The organism is Streptomyces polyasparticus (assembly GCF_014493765.1).
Taxonomy (GTDB): Bacteria; Actinomycetota; Actinomycetes; order Streptomycetales; family Streptomycetaceae; genus Streptomyces; species Streptomyces polyasparticus.
Genome location: NZ_JACTVJ010000005.1, coordinates 728,736 through 750,348, shown reverse-complemented (window position 1 = coordinate 750,348; position 21,613 = coordinate 728,736). Strand labels below are relative to the sequence as shown.

Here is a 21,613-nt window from a genome sequence, read left to right as displayed (position 1 = left end):
GGATCTTGAACAGGGTGCGGGCCATGATCAGGCCTCCTTCTTCGGGGCGTCCGTGGCGTCCGCGGTGGGTCCGGTGACTCCGGCGGCGGCGAGTTTCTTGCCGTACTCCTCCTCGCTGAGATTGCGCCAGGAGGTCAGCGACACATCGGGGCGGTAGAGCTTCTCCGGGGGCGCGTCGGTCACGTCGACCATCCAGGCGTCCTGGCCGGAGAACTGGCCGTGGAACAGCCAGCGGACGGCGCCCAGGTACTTGGCGTAGAAGCGGAGCGTCTCCCAGCCCTGCGTGAAGTTGACCATCACGCCGACGTACTGGTGGTGGTCCGCGTCGACGGGGACGTAGAACTCGTAATGGATGAACTTCGGGTACGCGATCCGCAGCACGCCCGGCATCGACAGGGAGGCGAATCCGGGGAACTCCTGGGCTTCGATCACCGGGTCGACGTCGTCGGTCCTGCCGGTGTTGCCGAGGTTGAACGTCTCCTTGGGCGGCTGCTTCTTCCACCACCGCTTGTTGGACCAGCGGCCCACCCCCGGGAAGTCGGCCTCCCAGTGGACCTCGTCCTGGACGCGGAAGATCCAGCGGCCCTGCGGCACGATCCGGGTGATGTTCCACGTCGGCATCGGCTTGAACAGGCGCCAAAGGGCCGTCCGGTGGAGGTACTTGGCGTGCCCCTCGTCGAAGCCGTTCTCGCAGGCGAAACGCCAGTTGCCGCCGCGAGGCTCGATGCGGCCGCCCATCACGAAGGCGTGGGACACCAGCTCCTCGGGGAGCTGCTCATCGATCGGGTGCGGCTCCTCGTCGGCGACCGGGATGTACACCCAGACCATGCCGATGCGCTCCTCGACGGCGTACGTGCGCACGCCGAGCTTCCCGGTCAGACGGCAGCCGGGCCCGTCGGTGATGACCGCCGAGAGCTTTCCGGTCGGCAGGTCGAAGGTCCAGCCGTGGTAGGGGCAGCTGACCGTGCCGGGGAACTGCTGGTTGCCCTCGGACAGCGGTACGCCGCGGTGCGGGCAGCGGTTGTGCAGCGCGTAGATCTTTCCGCTGTCACGGATCAGCGTGATCTTCTCGCCGCAGAGCGTGAACGGCTTTGGGTCGCCTGTGATGTGGCTCGACCAGGTGACCGGATACCAGTAGCCGCGGAACCCGGTCGCCGCGGCGTCGTAGTGGGGCCAGGACGACCAGTCCTGCCGGCCGAGTTTGTCGGTGGATTTCCGCACGGCGGGGGATCGTTCGCTCGTGGTCATCTCGTCGTGGCCTCCTGCTCGGTGGGTGTGCGCCACGAGCATCCGGCGCGGCGGGGCACGCGCCTATGAACCTGTTCCGGTGAACGGACCGGGGCCTGCGGTGGACCGGTCTGCGGGCCGTGGCCAGGGGCAAAGACCGCTCGGCGGACCGTGGCCGCGGTGGACCGGTCAGCGAACCGTGACCCTTGAGCGGCCGGGAGCGGACGGACAGCATCCGGCCATGCACCGAATGACGATCCCCGGCCTGGTCGAGGCGGCCGCCGCACGCCACGGCGAGCGGCCCTTCCTCACCGTCGACGGGACCCGGCGCACCTACGCGCAGACGCGTGCGGCGGCCGCCACCATGGCCGGCGCGCTGGCGGCCCGCGGCTGCCGCCCGGGGACCCGGGTCGCCGCGCTGCTCACCAACCGCGTCGAACTGACCGACCTGGTCCTCGGCTGCGCCTGGCTCGGTGCGGTCGTGGTCCCGCTGAACACGGCGCTGCACGGACGGCTGCTCCGCCACGCGCTGGACGAGGCACGGCCTCAATTCCTGTACGTGGAGCAGGAACTGGAGCCGCGGGTGGAAGAGGTGGGGTATGCGGGCGAGGTGTGGGTGACCGGTTCGCCGCAGGCTCCCGTCCCCGGCGTCGAGGCGGCGCTCGATCCGTACCCGTCCCGCCCCGGCGACACCGCCGCCGTCCTGTTCACCTCCGGCACCACCGGCCCCTCCCGCGGTGTGCGCTGCCCGCACGCCCAGTTCGCCTGGTGGGGCCGGAACGTGGCCGACTCGCTGCGCCTGACCGCCGACGACACCCTCTACAGCTGCCTGCCCCTGTTTCACACCAACGCCCTAAACACGCTCGTGCAGGCGATGACCGTGGGCGCCCGCGTGGTCGTGGACCGCCGGTTCTCCGCGTCGCGGCACTGGGCGCGGGCCGCCGAGACAGGGGCGACGTGCGTGTACGTGCTCGGCGCCATGGTGCCGATGCTGCTCGCGCAGCCGCCGGGGCCGGGGGACCGTGCGCACCGGGCGTGGCGCGGACTCGGCCCGGGGACGCCGGGTGCGCTGTGGGAGCCGTTCCGTGAGCGGTTCGGCGTCACGCTCGTCGACGGGTTCGGCTCCACGGAGACCAACCTCGTCATCGGCTCCGTGCCGCAGGAGTGCCGGCCCGGCTACATGGGGACGGTCCGCGACGGCTTCGAGGCGCGCGTCGTGGATGCCGGGCTGTCCCACGTGCCGGACGGGACGCCCGGCGAACTCGTCGTACGCACCCGCCGCGAACACGCCTTCGCCACGGGGTACTTGGGCGAACCGGCCGCCGAGCCCGGCGCCTGGCGCCGCACCGGGGACCGGGTCGTGCGCGAGCCCGACGGATGGTTCCGGTTCGTCGACCGCGTCAAGGACCGCATCCGGCGCCGCGGCGAGAACATCTCCTCGTACGAGGTCGAGACCGCGCTGCGCGCGCATCCCGATGTCGCCGAGGCGGCCGCCTTTCCGGTCCCGTCGGAACTGGCCGAGGACGAGGTGATGGTGGCGGTGGTGCCGCGAGCCGGCCGTGTGCTCGACCCGGCGGAGGTGGCGCGGCACTGCGCGGGGGAGCTGCCGGTGTTCGCGGTGCCCCGATTCATCGATGTGGTCGAGGAGTTGCCGCTCACGGAGACGGGGAAGGTGCGCAAGTCCGTGTTGCGGGAGCGGGGCGTGACCGGGGGGACCTGGGACCGGTGCGGCTGAGGACGCGGGCCCGCGCGACCGGCTCCCACCGAACCCGCGGTCGGTGACGGACGCGCAGGCCCGTGACCTCACCCGGGCAGCAGAACGGCCCGTCCCCGCACCCGCCCGCCCCGCAGGGCGTCGAGCGCCGTCGCGGCCTCGGTGAGCCCGAACTCCTGGACAGCCAGCTCCAGTTCGCCCTCGGAGAGCCTGCGGACCAGGTCACCGGAGACCTCGCGGGCCCGGCGTTCCTGGCGGATCATGTTCACCGGCAGCAGGGCGACCTCGTCGAGGAGCCAGCTCGGCAGGTCGAGTTCCACGTGCGGCCCCGCCACGTACCCGATGACCACGGCGCGTCCGCCCTGCCGCACCCAACGGCTGCGGCTGATGAGGCCGGCCCCGCCGAGCGTGTCGACGAGGAGCGAGGCCGAACGGTCCCGGGCGAGACCCTCCGCGTCCTGAAGTGTCACGGCCTCCACCCCCTTCGGCACATCGGCCACCTGGTCCGCCCGGCCGACCACTCCGGTCACCCGCGCGCCCGCGGCCATTGCCTGCTGCGCCACCATCGCGCCCACCGCGCCGGCGGCGCCCACCACGACCACGTGCTCGCCGGACTCGATCCGGCCGACGTCGTGCAGGGCCACGTACGCGGTCGTCGCGGGGACGAAGAAGCTCGCCGCGACCGCGGGATCGAGCGGGGCCATGAGCGCCGTGACGGCCTTGCGCTTCACGCTGACCCGCTCGGCCCAGGTGCCGTCGCGCAGCAGGCCCAGACCGCCGCCGCGCAGTACGACCCGCGTGCCCGGCGCGAGACCGGAGTCGGTGTCCGCCTCCAGGACCGTGCCCGCGCCCTCGACGCCCCCGACGTACGGCAGGGACGGCTTGAGGTCGAACTCGCCGGAGGCGACGGTGACATCGAGGTGCGAGACGCCCGCCGCCGACAGCTCGACGAGGACCTCACCCGGCGCGCGGACCGGTTCGGGCACCTCGTCGAGGACCGGAGCGGCGCCCCACGCGTGGAACCGGACGGCCCGCATCAGCCGGCGGCCTTGCCGATGAAGTCGAGGCTGAGGGCGTTGTAGCGCTCGGCCTGCTCATGCTGCGGCCAGTGTCCGCAGTCCTCGAGGAGCTCCAACCGGGAGCCCGAGATCGCCTGGTGCAGCGCCGTCGCCTCGGGTACCTCGCCGAACGGGTTCTGCCGCCCCCATACGACCAGGGTCGGCTGCGTGATCCGCGCCAGGTGCTCGGGACGGAGCAGATTGCGCTGGCGCCGCTCCATGTCCTGGAGGGAGAGCAGGTTGTCCACACCGGCGACGAACTCCGGGGCGTGGTAGATCGCGTGCCGGACCTCGACGAGTTCCTCGGTCGCGGAGGCGTCGTCGGCCATCAGCAGCCGCATCCGCTTGCGTGTGAGGTCGATGTCGTCGGAGGTGACGGCCTTCTTGGTGCTGGTCCGGATGCGCTCCATGACCTCGGGGTTCGCCACGGTGCCGCCGGAACAAAGGAGTTGGAGGCTGCGTACGCGCTCGGGGTGCTCGATGGCGGCCCGTGCGCCGACCCAGCCGCCCAGGGACTCGCCGACGATGTGGACGCTGTCGACACCGACGGCGTCCAGGTAGTCGAGCAGGTGGGTCACGTAGTCGGCGATCTCGTACGGCTTGTCGGGCTTGCCGGTGTAGCCGTGGCCGAGCATGTCGATGGCGTGCAGGTCGTAGGCGGCGTGCGCCGTGATGTTGCGCGCGAACGCCTCCAGGTGGCCGCTCGTACCGTGCAGGAACACGACGGCCTGGGCGGTCGGGTCACCCGCACGCAGGGCCCGGGTGGGGACCTGGCCGGCGTCCACGTACTCGACGCGGAAGGGGGTGGGGCTGATCTCGGTCCAGATGGTCACAGGGCTTACTCCGTACGTGAGTTGGCGTGGGCTGAGGTGCGGGGAGGCGAGGGAAAGGGGAGGCGGGGAGGGGAGGGGAGGGGCCGGGAGAGTGGCCGGGGAAGCTCAGGAGAGCGAGTCGAGGAAGCCGCTGACCACCGAGTGGTACGCCTCGGGGCGCTCCTCCTGGAGGTGGTGGGAGGCGTGGTCCATGACGTGGAGGCTCCCGCTCGGCACCATGCGGGCGAGCATCAGCGGGTAGTCCGGGGTGAGGAACGCGTCCTGCATGCCCCACATGAACAGCGTCGAAGCCTGGACCAGGCCAAGCTCCTCGGTGAGGTCCTGCCAGTCGCCGCGCGGCGAGTCGGACATGGCGGCGAGCGCGCGCTCGCCCTCGTCGAGGCTCTGCTCGTAGCGCAGCGTCAGCGTCTCCTCGGGGAGCTTCGCGCCGTCGTACCACTCCAGCTTCGTGATGAGCTGCCGCATCTTCTCGCGGGTCGGGCCTTCGCCGCCGTAGTAGACGTCGCGGGCGGTGCGGCCGCGGTGCCCGTTCTCGGGGAGGGGGGCGAGCGGCCCGTAGAAGACGGGCATGCTGCCGGTGATGACCAACGACCGCACCCGGTCCGGGTACTTGGCGGCGAGGTTGAGGGCGATGGTGCCGCCCCAGGAGTTGCACACGAAGTCGGCGCGGTCGACGCCGAGCGTGTCGAGCAGGCCGACGGTCTTCGCCGCGTGGTGGTCCCACATCGGGCCCTCGATACGGGACTTCTCCGACTTGCCGTACTGGTGGATGTCGATGAGCAGGCAGCGCCGGTCGGCCGCGAACAGCGGCGCGACGGGCCCGAAGTCGCTCCACGCGGTGCAGCCGGGACCGCCGCCGTGCAGGAACACGGTGTCGGGCCCCGAACCGAGGTCGTGGTAGTGGTAGCGGATGCCCGCGCCGTCCGCGTAACGGCTCTGTGGTGCTGGTGACATGCGAGTCCTTCCCTACGAGAGCGGGGGAGTGCGGTCCCGAGCCCATCACCGTGCCGGGCGTGGGCCCAGCGTCGCGGTCCGCTGAGCGAACCCCTCTCGCTGGGCGATGCGGGCGCGTGATGCGGGCGGGCGATGCGGGAGTGCGATGAAGGGATGCGTCACCCGGGGCGGGGCGACTCACTGTGCGGTGTAGCCGCCGTCCACATGGATGACGGCACCGGTGGTGAAGGACGAGCCCGCGGCGAGCAGTGGCAGCACGGCGTGCGCGAGCTCCTCTGGGCGGCCCCAGCGGCCCAGCGGCACCTTCGCGGTGAAGGCGGCCTGGGCGGCGGCGTCGGTCGTCGCGTCGCCTTCGTTCATGGCGGTGCGGACGGGCCCCGGGGCCACGCAGTTGACGGTCACGCCGGTGCCGGCGAGTTCCAGCGCCACCGACCTGGTCAGCGCGGCGACCGCGCCCTTGGTGGCGGCGTAACCGGACCGCTCGGGCGCGCCGGTCGAGCCGAGCACGGAGCCGATCGTGACGATGCGCCCGTGGCCGGCGTCGACCATCCCGGGCAGGACGGCGCGAATGGCCAGCCAGGTGCCGATGACGTTGGTGTCGAGGGCCGCGCGGAAGTCGCCGGGCGTGAGCGTGAGCACCGAACCACGGGCGAGGCGCCCGGCGGCCGTCACGAGTGCGGTGACGGGGCCCCACCGGGCCTCGGCCCGGCGTACGGCATCGGCGAGATCGTCGGCGTCCGTGGTGTCCGCGGTGAGTGCCAACTGTGGTGCGCCTGATGCGTGTTGGAGCAGGTCCGCGGCCGCGCGGCAGCGTTCCGGCGAGCGCCCGGTGACCACCACCGGGCGGCCGGTACGGGCCACCGCCTCGGCGACGGCCAGACCGATGCCGCTGGTGCCGCCGGTGATGAGCACGGCGCCGGTGTCGTCGCCGGGTGTGTCGGGCGCAGGGCCGGCGTGGTGGTGCGGGGAGTCGGTTCGGTGGGTCATCCGGCGAGGATGCGCCCAGTCCGCGGCCCCGCCAACGCGGGCGGTCCGGCCAACGGACCGCCCGCGTTGCGGCTTTCCCGGAGCTACGGGCCGGCCGTCACCGCCCGGTGAACACCGGCTCCCGCTTGTCGAGGAACGCCTGGAGCCCCTCCGCCGCATCGGCGGTCCCGGTCAGATCGGCGACCCCCTTCTCCTCGCGTGCCAACGCCTGCTCGACCGGCAGCCCGTACCCCTCGTCGACCACCCGCTTGAGCAGTCCGATGGCGGCGGTGGGCTGTGCGGCGAGGCGGCGGGCCCGCTCGGCGACCGCCGCGTCGAACGCGCCGTGCTCCACCACGACATCGACCAGCCCGAGTTCCAGGGCGCGCCCAGCCGTCAGCCGTTCCCCCTCGATCATCAGCCGCTTCGCCAGATGCGGCCCGACGAGCCGGGGCAGACGCTGGCTGCCGCCCGCGCCCGGGAACAGCCCGAGCCGTATCTCCGGAAATCCGAAGGTGGCATCGGCCGAAAGGATCCGCAGATCGCAGGCCAGCGACAACTCGGCCCCGCCGCCCAGGGCGTGCCCGTTCATCGCGGCGACGACGGGCTTGGGCGCCTGCTCGATCACCCGCTGTACGTCGATCCAGTGGCGCATCCTCGCCTGGTTGTCCGCCGACAGGTCCCGCATGACGGCGATGTCGGCGCCCGCGATGAAGAACCGTCCGGTGCCGGTGACGACGACGCAGCGCACCTCGGGGTCGGCGGCGAGCGGCCGCAGGACGGTGAGGAACTCCTCGATCATGGCCGGGTTCACGGCGTTCGCCTTGGGCCGGTCGACGCGGATCGTGGCGACGGCGCCGTCGTACGTCACGTGCAGAACGGACGGCCTGTTCTCCGAGTGCGTGTGGGCCTCGCTCATTCGGTCACTCCCTCGGCGGTCAGCGCCGCCAGCTGTTCGTCGTCCAGGCCCAGCAGTTCACGCAGGACCTCATGGGTGTGCTGGCCGAGCAGGGGCGCGGGCCGGTCGAGTCCGCCGGGTGTGGCCGACAGCCGCGCGACGATCCCCTCGTGCGGGACCGGTCCGGTCAGGGGGTGGTCGAGTACGGGATAGAAGTCGCGGGCGGCGAGCTGTTCGTCGGCCTCGACCAGGTCCTGCCCGGTCGCCACGACGGCTGCCGCGACGCCCTCCGCCTGCAGGAATCCGGCCAGCTTGTGTGCGTCCTGGCCGCGGGTCCAGGCGGCGAGGGCCGCGTCGATGTCGTCCTCGTGTGCCCGCCGGCCGATCAAGTCGCTTTCGCTGTACGGCAGTTCGGCGACCTGTGACAGGGCGCGCCACTGTGCCTCGTCGAGCGCGGCCACCGCCACCCACCGGTCGTCACCGGCCGCCGGGTACACGCCGTGCGGTACGGCATGCGGGGACCGGTTCGGGAATCCGGCGGTCCGCGGGTCGGGCGCGCCCGTGCCCAGCACTCCTTCCAGGGCGGCCGGTCCCATCGCCGCGGCCATCGCCTCCAGCTGCGACAGGTCCACGTGGCCGCCGTGACCCCGTGCGAGGAGGTCGAGCGTGGCGAGCACCGCCGAGTTGGCCGCGATCATGTCGCCGAGCCCGAAGGTCAGACCCTGCGGCGGGCCGCCGGGCTCGCGGGTCTCGCTGGACAGCCCGGACATCGCGGCGAGGGTGTCGGCGAACGTCACGGCGTTGCGCCAGGGGCCCGTCTGACCGACCCCCGCCATCGACACCAGGATCACGTCCGGGTTCAGCGCGCGCAGGGACGCGTAGTCCATGCCCCAGCGGGCGAGCACTCCCGGACTGAAGTTCTCCACGATGACGTCGCAGTGCGGGACCAAGTCGCGCAGCAGGCGCCGGCCTTCCTCGGTCCGCAGGTTCAGGGCGACGCCGCGCTTGTTGCGGTTGAAGTTGAGGAAATAGCCGCTGTCGTCGGGGTCGGAGCCGGGCCGCAGATGCATCGACGGGGCGAAGCGCGTGGGGTCCTGGCGGTGCCGCGACTCGATCTTGACGATATCCGCGCCGTGCTCCCCGAGCTGCTTGGTCACGTACGGACCGGCGAGGACCCAGGTCAGGTCGAGGACCCGAACCCCTTCCAGGGCACGGGACTTGGGCCGGTCCGCCGGGGTGTCGGCCGCGGGTTGTCCGTCCGTGGCACGGGCCTTGGATCGCCGGCCCCGGTCGCGTATCCGGGCGGGCTCACGCCACGGCGCCTCGCCCACCGCCTCGTGGAGCGCGGGCAGGGTGACCGGCCGCGGCAGCGCCGCCCAGGGAAAGCCGACATCGACGACGCCGGCGTCCGGCAGCCCCTCGCCGGTGACGGTGACCAGGAACTCGCGGTCGCGCAGCTGCGGGTTGGCCGTCAGCCGCTCGGGCGGCACGACCTCCGCCCACGGCAGAGCCCGCCTGCGCGCCTCGGCGGCCAGTTCGGCGGCGGGCATCCCCGCCGCGAACCGCCGGACCAGCTCATCGACATGGGCACGCCCGGCCCACCGGAACGCCGGGTCCTGCCAGCGCTCGTCGAGCAGATCACCGGCCTCGCCCCGCTCCGCCATCCATGCCAGCAGATCGGTCCACATCCGGTCGCTGCCGGAGTAGCCCCCTGCCACGTGCCCGTCCGCCGCCTCGAAGATCCGGTGCGCCACGTGCTCGTACACCCCCGCGCTGCGCACGGGGAAACGTCCGGCGTGGATCCAGGCCAGGGCGGCGGTCTCCAGCGTGGCGGCGACGGCCTCCTGTACGGAGATGTCGACGAGCTGCGGCGTCCCCGACACGATGCCGAGCAGCGCGCCCATCGCCGCGTGGGCTCCCGCGGTCTGCAGCGCCTGCTCACGCGGCGGTGGTGTGGGCTGCCCGCCGGGGCGCCCGCCGAGCCAGGTCATGCCGCCCGCCGACGCCAGCACCAGGTCGTCGCCGACCCAGTCGCGGCGCGGTCCGGTGAGACCGAAGGGCGTCACCACCACGTGCACGGCGCCCGGCCACCGCGAGCAGCCGTCCTCCCGCAGCCCGCGCAGCCGCGCCAGGGGCCCGCTCTCCAGCACGATGTCGGCGCCCGCGGCCAGCTCGTCGAGCTCCGCGGCCCCGTGCACCGGCCGCAGGCGTTTGCCCGCGTGCCAGTGCGTACGGGCCGCAGGGCCGAGGCCGGTGCCCGGCTCGATCCGTACGACGTCGGCGCCGGTGCCGACGAGCAACCGGGCGCCCTGGAAGGCGAGTTCATCGCTCAGATCGAGCACGCGCAGTGCCGTCGGGTCCGTGTCTGTTCGCACCACGGCTCCTCCCCTCACGTGTCCGCAGCCCTTGCGGAATCTCACGATCACCGGGGGGAGGGGAGGCGGGCCACCGACCTGTTCTGCTGACCGGACCAGGGCCGGACCAGGGCCGGACGCCACCGGACAGAGGCCGGACCGAATGTGCCCCGCCCCGCGCGCTCAGCTCACCGCGGTCGCGTTCCGGCCACGCACCGAGCGCACCGATCGCACCGGACGCACCGCACCGTACGAATCCGTGTCCGTGCTCCCGCTCCTGCACGCCACACCGCGCTCGATGCTCCGCGCCGTGTCCTGCAACGCCGTGAGGCACCGGTCCACGGAGACCTGCGCGACCGGAGCGGTGACCGAGAGCGCCGCGTACTCCCCATCGCCCAGGGCCACCGGAACGGCGAGGCTGGCGTACCCGGCCCTGACGCCCTCGACCTCCAGCGCGTACCCCTGACGGACCGCCGCGGCCAGGTGCTGCGCCAGCACCTCCGGGTCCGTCACGGAACGCGGGGTCAGCGCGGGCAGACCGACGCGGACGAGGGCCGCCACCCGCTCGGGCCCGTCGGGGGCCAGGGAGAGCAGCACCCGGCCGGTCGCCGTGCAGGAGGCCGGCAGCCGGCCGCCGACGTAGGAGTGGGTGAGCACGTTCGCCTCCCCCGCGATCTTCTCCAGGAACAGGACGTGGGTGCCGTCGAGGACCGCGAGGTGCACGGCGATGCGGGTCCGCGTGAACAGGTCGGCCATCAGCGGGCGGGCCACCGAGCGCAGCACCGCGGACGCGGGCACCCGCTGCCCCAGGTGGAAGAGCCTGATGCCGAGCTCGTACGTCTCCCCGTGCCGGTCGAGCAGCCCCCACTGCACCAGCTCCTGCGCGAGGCGGTACGCCGACGCCTTCGGCACACCCGAGCGGCGGCTCAGCTCGCTCAGCCGCAGCCGGTGCGCGCCCGACTCGAACGCGGCGAGCAGGAGGTGAGCCTTGCCCAGTACGGAGTTGGGCAGCAGGTCATCCTCTTCGGCGTACGACCCCATCAGCGTCCCCTTACGTCGTCACATGGCGGCACAGGCCATTTGAAGTGCAACAACGCCATGTTGCATAGAGGGGCAGCGACGTAAACACCAGGCAACAGGTGCGCCGACGCAGGCCCTGGGATCCGCGCGCCTTACGGACGGTCCGACGCAGGCCCTGGGACCCGTGCGCCGTACGGACGGCCCGATGCCGCCTCGTTCCTGCCGTTCCGCCAGCCGGGACAGCGTCCTTTGCGTCGACCCTCCCGGGTGCCAGCGTGCCGCAACCCCGACAGCACTCCGACCCGGAGGACGCATCCGATGTTCTGTCACCACCGCAGGGGAAGGCGTCCGGCGGCCGCTCTCCTCACCTTGTTCGCCCTGCTCCTCGCCACCGCCTGCGGCGCCGGCACCACCGACTCGGCGGGATCGGCGGGCGGGAAGAACCCGACCGTACGGATCGCCCTCGGCGTCGACGCCTCGTACGCGCCCCTGTATCTCGCCGCCCAGCGCGGCATGTTCGAGAAGGCCGGCCTCGACGTACAGCTGATGCAGGTCGAGGGCGGACCGGCCGCCGCCCAGGCCGTCACGGCCGGCACGGCCCAGATCTCCGCCAACGCCGACTCCACGGCCTTGCCGCAGATGGTGAGCAACCCCCGGCTGCGCGCCCTCGGCGCCTTCCAGTCCTCGGACCGCTACCTGAAAGTCGTCCTGCGCAAGGGCCTCACCTCGCCACGGCAGATCAAGACCATGGGCTCCATCCAGGGCCTCGGGCTCTACGCCACCCACGAGTACCTGCGGCACCACGGCATCGACCCGGCGTCGGTGAAGATCCTGCAGAGCGCGCCGCAGGAGATCCCCACCATGCTCCAGCGCGGCGACATCGACGGCTACATCCTGTTCGACCCCTGGGTGAGCAAGGGGGTCGACGCCGGGGGCCGCATCGCGGGCTCCATCGGCGACTTCGGCGTCACCTATGTGCAGTGGCTCCTCACGGACGAGAAATGGCTGAAGGAGAACCAGGAACTCGCCGGAAAGATCTTCAAGGTGGTCGCGGAGGCCGACCGGCTGGTGACCGAGGACCCGCACGCGGCTGCCCTCGCGGCCCACGAGCAGGCCCAGCTGCCGGTCGCGGGGACCGAGCGGGCCATCGGTGAGATCTCCTTCGAGGCCCGCGCCCTGACCTCGGCCGATGTCACCTCGTCGCGCCGGATCGCGGACTTCCTTCTTGAGCAGAAGCTCATCAAGCAAGCACCCGACCTCGACACGGTGCTGCTGCGCGGCTGGTACGACCGGCACGCCCGGTGACCGCCCCCGACACGCCATTCCCGCGCTGTCCCGCTGAGCGGACCGCCGCGCATGCACCGGCCCGCACACCGGCAGTAGCGTGCGCCAACTCGCGGACCCCCACCCCGATGACCTGCCGAAAAGCACCCCAATCCGAGGTGACCATGAAGACTGCGTCCCGCTCGACATCCCGCCCGTCACACCGCATCACCGGTGTGTCACTCGTCACCGCCGCACTTTTCGCGGCGACCGCGTGCGGCGCGGGCACCACCGACGCCGGAGCCGGCCCGGGCTCCGGCGGTGGCGGGAAGGGCCACCCCCAGCTGCGTATCGCGGTCGGCATCGACGCCTCGTACGCGCCGTTCTACGTGGCCGGCGCCGAAGGGCTCTGGGCCAAGCACGGGGTCGACGTCGACCTCGTCCAGTTCGCCAAGGGCGGCGAGGGCGTCGACGCCCTCAACGCCGGACAGGTGCAGATGGCCGGCAACTCCGACGCCACCACCATCGGCCTGCTCGGCCAGAACCCCGACCTGCGCTCCCTCCTCGTGTACGAGAACTCCGGGCGCTACCTCAAGGTCGTTCTCGGACCGGGCGTGAAGACGGCCAAGGACATCCGGAAGATGGCCGTGGTCCCGGGCCTGTCCGAGCTGGCCGCCACCCGGTTCCTCGAATCGAAGGGCATCAAGCCCGGCTCGGTCGAGTTCGTGACCTCCGACCCCGCCGAGATCCCCGCGCTCACCAAGAAGGGCGACATGGACGCGTACGTCCTGTGGGAGCCCTGGCCCTCCAAGGGCGAGGAACTGGGCGCGAAGATCCTGGAGACCACCGGCGACTACGGCCTCAGCTACCAGCACTGGCTGCTCTCGACCTCCCCCTGGCTCAAGGACAACAAGGACACCGCCGCCAAGGTGGCGGCGGCCCTCGCGGAAGCGGCCGAGAAGGTCGAGAGCGACCCGGACACCGCGGCGAAGGCCACCGAGGACGCCGCGAAGATCCCCACGGCGCAGACCGTGAATGCGGTGAAGGAGATCGACTTCGGCGTCCGCGACTTCACCGCGGAGGACCTGAAGGGCTACGAGGACACGGCCCGGTTCTACCTGGACACCGGCAAGGTCAAGGCCCGGCCCGACGTGGCCCGTGCCGTCCAGCGCGGCTGGCTCCCCGACAACCCCGCACAGACGGAGGGGTCCTGATGACCGAGGGAATCGAGAAGGAGACGGCACCGGGGAACGGCGCGCTGACCGTGGCCACCGCGCCCGCACCCCGTACCCGTACGGAACAAGCGGCCGAAAAGCGCGGGGCGGCCCTGCGCGTCGAAGGCGCCGGGATCACGTTCGGCGACTTCCGGGCCGTCCAGAACATCGACCTCGACATCCCGGCCGGCGAATTCCTCTGCCTGCTCGGCCCGAGCGGCTGCGGAAAGTCCACTCTGCTGTCGGCGATGGCCGGATTCATCCAGGTCAGCGAGGGCTCGCTGACCGCCGACGGCGTCCCCGTCAGCGGACCCGACCCCGAACTCGGCATGGTCTTCCAGAGCAGCGAGGCACTCTTCGACTGGATGACGGTCCACCAGAACGTCACCTTCGGGCCCCGTATGCGCGGCTGTTCCCGTGCCGAACAGGACCGGGTGGCCGACGAATTCCTCGGCCTGGTCGGACTGCGGCACTGCGCGGACCGGTACCCCGGCCAGCTCAGCGGCGGTATGCGCCAGCGCGTCCAGATCGCGCGGGTCCTCGCCAACGAGCCGGGTGTCGTCCTCATGGACGAACCCTTCGGCGCGCTCGACGCGCAGACCCGGCAGGTGCTGCAGCAGGAGACGGCCCGCATCTGGCGCTCCTCCGGCTGCACCGTCGTCTTCGTCACGCACGACATCGACGAGGCGATCCTGCTCGCCGACCGGGTCGCCGTGATGACCGCGGGCCCCGCGGCCTCGATCAAGTCCCTGTACACGGTCGACCTGCCGCGCCCCCGCGACGAGTCCGACCCCGCAGCCCTGCGCCTGCGCAACAAGCTGCGCGAGGACATCGGCGAAGAGGTCCGCAAGGCGATGCGCGACCAGGGACTCGACGACCAGCTCGACCGAGAGGCGAAAGGCGCATGACGATCACCACCACGGAGGCCACGGCCCCGGCCCGCCCACGCACCCGCCCGCGCCGCACCGGCCGGCCGGCGGGCGGACAAGGACTGCGCACCGTCGGCCTGTACGCCGTCGCCGTCCTCGTCGGCCTGGGGGTCTGGCAGCTCGTCGCCATGAAGTACGGCCCCTCCCTGGTCGCCTCGCCGAAGGAGACCCTGTCGGCCGCCCGTGAGCTGGCGGCCGACGGCACCCTGGGCAACTCGGTCATCGCCTCCAGCCGCCGCATCCTCATCGGCTGGGGTCTCGGCGTCCTGGTGGGCGCCCCGGTCGGTCTGCTCATCGGGCAGATCACGATCGTGCGCCAGCTCCTGGAGCCGTACATCGAGTTCTTCCGCTTCATCCCGCCGGTCGCCTTCGTGACCCTGGCGGTGGTGTGGCTGGGCATCGGCGAGACGTCGAAGGTGGTCCTGATCTTCTACACGGCCGTCTTCATCGTCACCCTCAACACCAGTGCGGGGGTGATGGCCGTCAACGAGTCCAAGTTGCGGGCCGCCGCCAGCCTCGGGGCGAGCCGCCGCCAGGTCCTGCAGCGCGTGGTGCTGCCGTCGACCGTCCCGTACATCCTCACGGGCGCCCGCCTGGCCATGGGCAACAGCTTCCTGACGATCGTCTCGGCCGAGATCGTCGCCGCCCAGGTCGGCCTCGGCTCCCTGATCTGGACCTCCCGCAACTACGGCCGTATCGACTGGGTCTTCGTCGGCATCATCACCCTCGGCATCCTGGGCCTCGTCTACGACCGGATCCTGCGCGTGATCGCGATGCGTGTACTGCACAAGTACGGAGCTAAGGTGTGAAAGGGCCCGCAGTGATCAACGGGGGAAAGCCGTGATCAACGGGGGAGCAGTGACCGGCAGGGAAGAGTCGTGACCGACGGGGGAAAGCGCAGCGACCATCGGGGGAAGAACGGAGAACACCGCACGTGAGTATTCCCTCGAAGGCATCGCGGACGACGGCGTCGGGAACGTCGGCGTCCGGAACATCGGCGTCGGGAACGCCGGCGTCGCGCACCCTCCTCCTGGAGGAGTTCGGCACCCTGCCGCGGCTCGGGGAGCGGCCCGTTCCCGAGCCGCGCCCCGGGCACACCCTCGTCCGGACCGCGGCGGCCACCGTCGCGCACCTGGATCTGAACATCCTCGACGGCAAGTTCGGCATCCTGCCCGAGCTGCCGTTCATTCCGGGCACCCAGGGCAGCGGTCATGTCCTCGCCTCGGACACCCACCCCGAGGGCGCCCTGGTCCGGTTGCGCGGCGAGGGCCTCGGCCTGAACCGCGACGGCGCCTGGGCCGAGCACGTGCTCGTACCGGACGCCGCCGCGGAGCCGATGCCCGAGGGCACCGACCCCGCTCTCGCCTGCATCTACTTCTCCCCGGTCGGCACCGCCTGGGCGACCGTGCACACGATCGCCCAGGTGCGGCCGAGGGAGCGGGTCCTGGTCACCGGCGCGTCCGGCGCGGTCGGCGCCATGGCCGTACAGCTGGCGGCGCGCGCCGGTGCGGAGGTCGTCGGCGCGGTCGGCCGCCCGGCGAAGCTGCCGCACGTCCCCGGCGTCGCCAAGGCGCTGCTCGCCGCCGACCTCACGGAGGAAGCCATCGGGGGCAAGGTGGACGTGCTGATCGACACGGTCGGCGGGCAGGTCCTGCGCAACGCCCTCCCCCTGGTCCGCCCGCGCGGCCGGGCCGCTCTGCTCGGCTACACCGCCGGCCGTGAACTCACCCTGGACCTCGCGGACTTCTTCCTCGCCGATGTCTCGCTGCTGCCCGTGAACATGATCAGCCGCGGCGAGGAGGTCGCCGCCGACGTGCTGGGCCTGCTGCCCGACCTGTCGTCGGGCGCGCTGTCGCTGCCCTACGAGCGGTACGGGATGGACGCCCTCGGCGAGGCGGTGGACCGGCTGCGTACGGGTGCGGCGGTCGGGAAGATCGTGCTCGACCTGGGGAACGGCGCGGGCTGAACCCGTCCCCTCCGCAAGGGGCCCCTCCAATCCGCAAAGAGCCCCTCCAATCCGCAAAGGGCCCCCTCCAACAGGAGGGGGCCCTTTGCGGTCGCGGGGTCAGGGCAGGGAAACGCCTGCCTGCGCGGCGAGTTGGTCCGGATTGACGGGGAGCCAGTCGTAGTCGATGGAGTTCCAGAAGGCGCACTGGCGGCGCGCCTCGTACACCTCGGTGCTCAATGCCCGGCTCTCACCGCCCGGCAGCAGCGACATGTACTTGCCGGCCCGGTACGAAGGCCACGCGGCGAGTCCCGGGGCCGCCGGGTTCCCGTGCTTCACGAACGCACCCCAGGAGCGCACCATTTCCCTGGACAGCTGCCGCTGCCCGGGGGACAGCAGCTTCGAGGCCGCCGAGGGCATCAGGTACGGCATCTCGGTGGCGTGCGCGGCACCCGGGTCGAAGCCGGGCGGCAGGTTGCCCAGGACCGGCGGGTGCGGGTCGTCGAACTGGTAGAAGTACGTGCGCGGTTGCCGCGAGGCGAACTGGGCCGTGAGGTTCTGGTACTGACAGCCGCCGAGACCGTAGAAGACGCTACTGTCGCCCCACAGTGCGGCCATGGCGTACGTCCCGGTGTACGAGTCGCCGTAGGCACTGAACGGATAGTGCTCGAGGACGGCCTCGGCCTCGGGCCCGAACTCGATGCGGACCGCCCGCTCGTACTGCTCCTTCGTCGCGCGCGCGAACGGCAGCGCCCAGGGCCGCACTTCGTCCCGCGTGCTGCCGATGAGGAGGGGGACGTTCGCCGCGCGGCCGGTGCGCACGGCCTCGCTCGGCGGGAGCGGCAGCTCGGGTCCGCCGGACACGGGAAGCGGACCGCTCAGGACACCGCCGACGAACCCGCCGCTGGAGTACAGCAGTTCACCGGCCGGCTTGCCCCGCAGACAGGACAGGCCGTCCGGGGAAGCGGGACAGCCCGCGGCCGCCGCGTACTTCTTGCCCCGGGCGACGGCCTGGTCGGCCGTGTGGCTGGGGCACCCGGCGCTCTGGATGATCGCGCCCGAGAACAGGCCGCGGGCCGGGGGCGAGGACATGAGCGCGCAGACGGAATGACCGCCGGCCGACTCCCCGGCGATGGTCACCCGGCCCGGGTCCCCGCCGAAGGCGCCGATATTGCGCTGGGTCCAGCGCAGCGCCGCCTGCTGGTCGAGCAGACCGTAGTTGCCCGCGCCCCGGCCGCTCAGCCCGGGCAGATCGAGGAAACCGAACACGCCGAGGCGGTAGTTGATCGTGACGACCACGACGTCGTTGGCCTCGGCGATCCGCGAGCCGTCCTCGGAGTCGCCCGCGCCGAAGGAGAAGCCGCCGCCGTGGATGTAGAACATCACCGGCAGCGGCCGGTTGGTGCGGTCGGCGGGGGTGTACACGTTCAGGTACAGGCAGTCCTCGCTCATTCCCGGGCCGCTGTCACCGCCGAACTGCAGACAGCGCTTGCCGGGGGCCTTCGCGGAGCGGGTGCCCGCCCAGGACGGGGCGGGGGCCGGCGGCTGCCAGCGGCCGGAGCCGACCGGTGGTGCCGCGTACGGGATACCGAAGAAGCGGTCGACCCTCTCCGCGGACGTTCCCGCGACCCGCCCTTTGTCGGTGCGGATCGTCAAGGAAGGTGAGGCGGGTGCGGCTGCCACGAGGGTCAGCAGGACGAACAGGCTCACCAGACCGGCGAGCCCTCTTCGGACAGTTGATTGCACGGAATCTCCTGAGAGGCCGGAGCAATGGGGGAGCCATGATGTGGCTCGTGCCCCGGGCGCACGACGATTCCGGTCCGTTCAACGGACCTGCGGTCAACGGACCTGCGGTCAACGGATCTGAGGTCAACGGACCTGCGGTCAACAGACCTGCGACAGAACGCCCTTCACCGCACCCGCGGCAAAGCGAACGGAACATGCCCGACCGCGCGGCCTGTGACGTTCGGCCGTGACGCTCGTATGACGCTCGTGGTGCCCGCGAGGTCGTCGACAGGACGGGAAAACCGCCACTGAACTGCAGTTTTTGTTGGTCCTGGCCAGGCCGACACCTTTCCGATGACGCATCACGTGGAGTGCGTCGCGATTCTGGAGCCGGCCGACAAGGGCCGCTGACCCCGACTCCGCAGCCACGTCACGGATAACGCTTTTCCGCTGGGAGATGCGTCACGGCGCGGGCGCGCATGTTTTTCGTTACGCCGTCCCGTCTTTCCCGGCCTCCTCTTCAGGGGTGCCTCTTCACAGGCGTCCCCCGCTGAACTGTCCCCTGAAGAAGGCCACCCCCCCATGAACAGCTCTTCCCCCAACCGCGCAGGCTCACGGCGGCGCGGTCAGCACCGTCGCCGCCGGGGTGCCGTCGCCCTGCTGCTCGCGGTGCCCGTCGCGGCCGTGCCGTATCTGCTGCTCACGCAGGACGACTCCCAGGCGGCGAAGGCCCCGACGTCCGCGGCAGCGCCGTACAAGTGGAAGAACGCGCAGGTCGTCGGCGGCGGTTACGTCTCCGGCCTCGTCTTCAACCAGCGTGAGAAGGGGCTCCTTTACGCCCGCACCGACATGGGCGGCGCGTACCGCTGGGACGCCCGTGCCGAGCGGTGGATCCCGCTGACCGACTGGCTCGGTGAGAAGGACTGGAATCTGCTCGGTATCGACTCCCTCGCCACCGACCCCGTCGACCCCGACCGGCTCTACCTCGGCACGGGCACGTACACCAACGACTGGGCGGGCCCCGGCGCGATCCTCCGTTCCACCGACCGCGGCCGCACCTTCAAGCGCACCGATCTTCCGTTCAAGCTCGGCGGCAACGAGGACGGCCGCGGCGCCGGCGAACGCCTCGTCGTCGATCCGTCGGACAACTCCAAGCTGCTTCTCGGCTCCCGCAAGAACGGGCTGTGGCGGTCCACCGATCACGGTGCGACCTGGCGCCAGGTCGAGTCCTTCCCGGTCAAGGACGGGGCGGGCAGCGGTGCCGGCATCTCGTTCGTGACCTACGGCCCGAAGGGCAGCAACACCGTGTACGTCGGTGTCGCCGACAGGTCGAAGTCCCTCTACCGGTCGGTCGACGGCGGTGCCTCCTGGCAGGCCGTCGCCGGGCAGCCGACCGGACAGATGCCGCAGCACGGTGTCGTCATGTCGGACGGCACGCTGTACCTGACGTACACCGACAACCTCGGGCCCAACGGCGTCACCGGCGGGTCCGTCCACAAGTACACGCCCAACAGAGGCAGTTGGAAGAACGTGTCGCCCTCCCAGGGCTCGTACGGCTTCTCGGGGCTCGCGGTCGACCCGCGCAAGCCGTCCACGGTGATGGTCACGACGCTGGGCCGCTGGTGGCCCGAGGACGAGATCTACCGCAGCACGGACGGCGGTTCGAGCTGGAAGGCCCTCTCGGACAAGTCCGTACGGAACGCATCCGGCGCCCCGTACGTCGGCACGCACACCGGTCACTGGATGACGGCCCTCGCGATCGATCCGTTCGACTCCGGGCATGTCCTTTACGGCACCGGCAACGGGATCTGGCGGAGCGAGGACGCCGACGCCGCCACGAGCCACTGGGCCGCAGGGGCCAAGGGACTCGAGGAGACGGCGATCCTCGACGCCATCGCTCCGCCCGGCGGCGCGAGTGTCCTGACCGCCATGGGTGACCAGGGCGGTTTCCGGCACACCGATCTGACGAAGGTGCCGTCCGGGCGGATGAAGAACCCGCTGATGAGCAACAGCACCGACATCGACTTCGCCGGGAAGAAGCCGTCGGTGATGGCGCGGGTCGGTACGGGTGGCAAGCAGGACGGCGCGTACTCCACCGACGGCGGTGTCACCTGGCGGGGCTTCGCCGCCGAACCGGTGGCCGGTGCTCACAGCGGCCGGATCGCCCTCGCGGCGGACGGTTCCACGCTGGTGTGGACCCAGGCAGGGCAGTCCCCGTACCGCTCCACGGACAAGGGGAAGACCTGGTCGAAGGTGCAGGGGCTCGGCACCGGTTCGGAGGTCGTCGCCGACCGCTCCTCGGCGCGCACCTTCTACTCCCTGGCCGGGGGCACCCTCTACGCCAGTACGGACGGCGGCGCGACCTTCACCGCTCGTGCGACCGGCCTGCCCGCCGACGGCCGCCTCAAGGCCGTGCAGGGCCGGGCCGGCGATCTGTGGATCGCGGGCCGCGACAAGGGGCTGCTCCACTCCACCGACGGTGGCCGCAAGTTCACCCGGCTCACCTCGGTGACGTCCGCCTCGGCGGTCGGCTTCGGCAAGGCGGCGCCGCGCGCCTCGTATCAGACGCTGTACATGATCGGCACGGTCAAGGGCGTCACCGGCGTCTTCCGCTCCACCGACCAGGGCGCCACGTGGACCCGCGTCAACGACAAGGGGCACCAGTGGGGCGCCATCGGAAGCCAGGGCGTCATCACCGGCGATCCCGACACCTACGGCCGCGTCTACATAGGCACCAACGGCCGCGGCCTCCAGTACGGCGACCCGTCCTGATCCCCGTACACCACCCGTGACAGCGGGCCGCCCTTCCGGCCGCGGCGACATCGCGGCCGGGAGGGCGGTACAGGGTCCGGCCGGTCAGCTCTCGCCGGTGCGCCGCCCTCTTCGCCGTACGGTGAAGCCGCCCAGCAGGGTCAGCTTCACCGCGACCGCCGCCGCGACCAGGCCGACCGTCCCTGCCGTCCACCGGGTGTCCGCCAGCGCGGCCCCGCCGAGCCCCAGGTGCACGGCCACCACGGCGGCCACCGCCGCGCCGGCCGCGAAGCCCGTCCGGGCGAAGTGTCCCAGCCCCAGGGGACGCTCAGGGGGCCATGGGTGTCCGACCACTCGACGCCGATCTCGTCGGGCCGGATCCCGGCGAGCACGGGTGCCCCGGCGGACGGGTCGCCGCCGTGGTGGCCGCACGGCCGGTGGTTCAAGTGCCGGCCCTTGTCGACCGCGTCTGTACGCGGAGATCGCGGAGATCGCGGAGATCGAGGAGTTCGCGGACGGGCGGATGCCGGTGGGCGGCAGCGGGAGTCGTGGGCCGCCTCGGGTGGTTGGGTCCCCTCGAACGCGAGGTCGCCGGCCACCCGCATGGGCGAGGTCGCGGTGCCGCGGGCATTCGGATCGGCCGCACCGGCGCCCCGGACGACGTGGCCGCCACCGTGGTGTTCCTGCTCTCCGGCCGGGCCGACCGGGTGACCGGCGCGTTCTGGATCGTCGACGGCGGCGTCATGGCCGGACGGAATGGAA

Annotated in this window: 18 protein-coding genes and 1 pseudogene; 9 read left to right on the top strand and 10 right to left on the bottom strand. The window is 71.8% G+C overall.

The genetic code is table 11. From position 1 onward, the window contains the following. Window positions 1–27: 27 nt before the first annotated feature. Complete coding sequence (locus H9Y04_RS11680; protein WP_187813666.1) at window positions 28–1,248, bottom strand: aromatic ring-hydroxylating oxygenase subunit alpha; 1,221 nt, start codon at window positions 1,246–1,248, stop codon at window positions 28–30. A gap of 220 nt (window positions 1,249–1,468) precedes the next feature. On the opposite strand from H9Y04_RS11680, the gene H9Y04_RS11675 reads away from it, so the two are divergent. Beyond that, window positions 1,469–2,962 (top strand): AMP-binding protein, encoded by a 1,494-nt coding sequence (locus H9Y04_RS11675; RefSeq protein WP_187813665.1) that lies wholly within the window; start codon window positions 1,469–1,471, stop codon window positions 2,960–2,962. A gap of 68 nt (window positions 2,963–3,030) precedes the next feature. Here H9Y04_RS11675 and H9Y04_RS11670 read toward each other — a convergent pair whose 3' ends face one another. The 7 genes from H9Y04_RS11670 to H9Y04_RS11640 form a co-directional block, all read right to left on the bottom strand. Further along, complete coding sequence (locus H9Y04_RS11670; RefSeq protein WP_187813664.1) at window positions 3,031–3,978, bottom strand: quinone oxidoreductase family protein; 948 nt, start codon at window positions 3,976–3,978, stop codon at window positions 3,031–3,033. Continuing rightward, the gene (locus H9Y04_RS11665) at window positions 3,978–4,832 is read right to left on the bottom strand and encodes an alpha/beta fold hydrolase (protein WP_187813663.1); all 855 of its coding nucleotides are present in this window, start codon (window positions 4,830–4,832) and stop codon (window positions 3,978–3,980) included. Before H9Y04_RS11665 ends, H9Y04_RS11670 begins: the two co-directional genes overlap by 1 nt. 105 nt (window positions 4,833–4,937) lie before the next feature. Further along, on the bottom strand, window positions 4,938–5,786 hold the full coding sequence (locus H9Y04_RS11660) for an alpha/beta fold hydrolase (protein WP_187813662.1): 849 nt from the start codon (window positions 5,784–5,786) through the stop codon (window positions 4,938–4,940). Between the two features lie 177 nt (window positions 5,787–5,963). Beyond that, window positions 5,964–6,773 carry an SDR family NAD(P)-dependent oxidoreductase gene (locus H9Y04_RS11655; RefSeq protein ID WP_187813661.1) on the bottom strand — a complete coding sequence of 270 codons (810 nt, stop codon included), beginning with the start codon at window positions 6,771–6,773 and terminating at the stop codon, window positions 5,964–5,966. 97 nt (window positions 6,774–6,870) lie between these two features. Further along, the gene (locus H9Y04_RS11650; protein WP_187813660.1) at window positions 6,871–7,671 is read right to left on the bottom strand and encodes an enoyl-CoA hydratase/isomerase family protein; all 801 of its coding nucleotides are present in this window, start codon (window positions 7,669–7,671) and stop codon (window positions 6,871–6,873) included. Further along, complete coding sequence (locus H9Y04_RS11645; RefSeq protein ID WP_187813659.1) at window positions 7,668–10,025, bottom strand: CaiB/BaiF CoA-transferase family protein; 2,358 nt, start codon at window positions 10,023–10,025, stop codon at window positions 7,668–7,670. Before H9Y04_RS11645 ends, H9Y04_RS11650 begins: the two co-directional genes overlap by 4 nt. 162 nt (window positions 10,026–10,187) lie before the next feature. Beyond that, window positions 10,188–11,045 carry an IclR family transcriptional regulator gene (locus H9Y04_RS11640; protein ID WP_187813658.1) on the bottom strand — a complete coding sequence of 286 codons (858 nt, stop codon included), beginning with the start codon at window positions 11,043–11,045 and terminating at the stop codon, window positions 10,188–10,190. Window positions 11,046–11,342: 297 nt separating this feature from the next. Between H9Y04_RS11640 and H9Y04_RS11635 the strand changes: the two genes are divergently transcribed. From H9Y04_RS11635 to H9Y04_RS11615, 5 genes are all read left to right on the top strand, one after another. Further along, window positions 11,343–12,329, top strand: a complete 987-nt coding sequence (locus tag H9Y04_RS11635) for an ABC transporter substrate-binding protein (RefSeq protein ID WP_187813657.1) — start codon at window positions 11,343–11,345, stop codon at window positions 12,327–12,329. A 143-nt stretch (window positions 12,330–12,472) separates the two neighbouring features. After that, window positions 12,473–13,501 carry an ABC transporter substrate-binding protein gene (locus tag H9Y04_RS11630; protein WP_187813656.1) on the top strand — a complete coding sequence of 343 codons (1,029 nt, stop codon included), beginning with the start codon at window positions 12,473–12,475 and terminating at the stop codon, window positions 13,499–13,501. Next, on the top strand, window positions 13,501–14,409 hold the full coding sequence (locus tag H9Y04_RS11625; protein ID WP_187813655.1) for an ABC transporter ATP-binding protein: 909 nt from the start codon (window positions 13,501–13,503) through the stop codon (window positions 14,407–14,409). Before H9Y04_RS11630 ends, H9Y04_RS11625 begins: the two co-directional genes overlap by 1 nt. After that, window positions 14,406–15,239, top strand: coding sequence for an ABC transporter permease (locus H9Y04_RS11620; protein ID WP_187813654.1), 834 nt, complete (start codon window positions 14,406–14,408; stop codon window positions 15,237–15,239). Before H9Y04_RS11625 ends, H9Y04_RS11620 begins: the two co-directional genes overlap by 4 nt. A 125-nt stretch (window positions 15,240–15,364) precedes the next feature. Beyond that, the gene (locus H9Y04_RS11615; RefSeq protein WP_308800943.1) at window positions 15,365–16,396 is read left to right on the top strand and encodes a quinone oxidoreductase family protein; all 1,032 of its coding nucleotides are present in this window, start codon (window positions 15,365–15,367) and stop codon (window positions 16,394–16,396) included. A 99-nt stretch (window positions 16,397–16,495) separates the two neighbouring features. On the opposite strand, the gene H9Y04_RS11610 is transcribed toward H9Y04_RS11615, so the two are convergent. Continuing rightward, window positions 16,496–18,121 carry a carboxylesterase/lipase family protein gene (locus H9Y04_RS11610; RefSeq protein ID WP_187813653.1) on the bottom strand — a complete coding sequence of 542 codons (1,626 nt, stop codon included), beginning with the start codon at window positions 18,119–18,121 and terminating at the stop codon, window positions 16,496–16,498. Window positions 18,122–18,187: 66 nt separating this feature from the next. Between H9Y04_RS11610 and H9Y04_RS48435 the strand changes: the two genes are divergently transcribed. Both H9Y04_RS48435 and H9Y04_RS11605 read left to right on the top strand, forming a co-directional pair. Next, window positions 18,188–18,412: a pentapeptide repeat-containing protein gene (locus H9Y04_RS48435; RefSeq protein ID WP_368858432.1), complete on the top strand. Its 225-nt coding sequence runs from the start codon at window positions 18,188–18,190 to the stop codon at window positions 18,410–18,412. A 270-nt stretch (window positions 18,413–18,682) separates the two neighbouring features. Next, complete coding sequence (locus tag H9Y04_RS11605) at window positions 18,683–20,872, top strand: YCF48-related protein (protein ID WP_187813652.1); 2,190 nt, start codon at window positions 18,683–18,685, stop codon at window positions 20,870–20,872. 84 nt (window positions 20,873–20,956) lie between these two features. Here the strand turns inward: H9Y04_RS11605 and H9Y04_RS11600 are convergent, their stop codons facing one another. Beyond that, a complete protein-coding gene (locus tag H9Y04_RS11600) occupies window positions 20,957–21,115 on the bottom strand; it encodes a hypothetical protein (RefSeq protein ID WP_187813651.1) in 159 nt (52 codons plus the stop codon). Window positions 21,116–21,189: 74 nt separating this feature from the next. Between H9Y04_RS11600 and H9Y04_RS11595 the strand changes: the two are divergent. Next, window positions 21,190–21,582 (top strand): annotated as a pseudogene (locus H9Y04_RS11595) (hypothetical protein); the annotation flags it as partial. Window positions 21,583–21,613: the final 31 nt, after the last annotated feature.

Bases quoted from the DNA above. Each gene is read 5' to 3' on its own strand.
- H9Y04_RS11655 (WP_187813661.1), bottom strand. From the start codon at position 6,773: ATGACCCACCGAACCGACTCCCCGCACCACCACGCCGGCCCTGCGCCC.
- H9Y04_RS11630 (WP_187813656.1), top strand. From the start codon at position 12,473: ATGAAGACTGCGTCCCGCTCGACATCCCGCCCGTCACACCGCATCACC.
- H9Y04_RS11680 (WP_187813666.1), bottom strand. From the start codon at position 1,248: ATGACCACGAGCGAACGATCCCCCGCCGTGCGGAAATCCACCGACAAA.
- H9Y04_RS11675 (WP_187813665.1), top strand. From the start codon at position 1,469: ATGCACCGAATGACGATCCCCGGCCTGGTCGAGGCGGCCGCCGCACGC.
- H9Y04_RS11605 (WP_187813652.1), top strand. From the start codon at position 18,683: ATGAACAGCTCTTCCCCCAACCGCGCAGGCTCACGGCGGCGCGGTCAG.
- H9Y04_RS11625 (WP_187813655.1), top strand. From the start codon at position 13,501: ATGACCGAGGGAATCGAGAAGGAGACGGCACCGGGGAACGGCGCGCTG.
- H9Y04_RS11635 (WP_187813657.1), top strand. From the start codon at position 11,343: ATGTTCTGTCACCACCGCAGGGGAAGGCGTCCGGCGGCCGCTCTCCTC.
- H9Y04_RS11660 (WP_187813662.1), bottom strand. From the start codon at position 5,786: ATGTCACCAGCACCACAGAGCCGTTACGCGGACGGCGCGGGCATCCGC.
- H9Y04_RS11670 (WP_187813664.1), bottom strand. From the start codon at position 3,978: ATGCGGGCCGTCCGGTTCCACGCGTGGGGCGCCGCTCCGGTCCTCGAC.
- H9Y04_RS11640 (WP_187813658.1), bottom strand. From the start codon at position 11,045: ATGGGGTCGTACGCCGAAGAGGATGACCTGCTGCCCAACTCCGTACTG.
- H9Y04_RS11620 (WP_187813654.1), top strand. From the start codon at position 14,406: ATGACGATCACCACCACGGAGGCCACGGCCCCGGCCCGCCCACGCACC.
- H9Y04_RS11650 (WP_187813660.1), bottom strand. From the start codon at position 7,671: ATGAGCGAGGCCCACACGCACTCGGAGAACAGGCCGTCCGTTCTGCAC.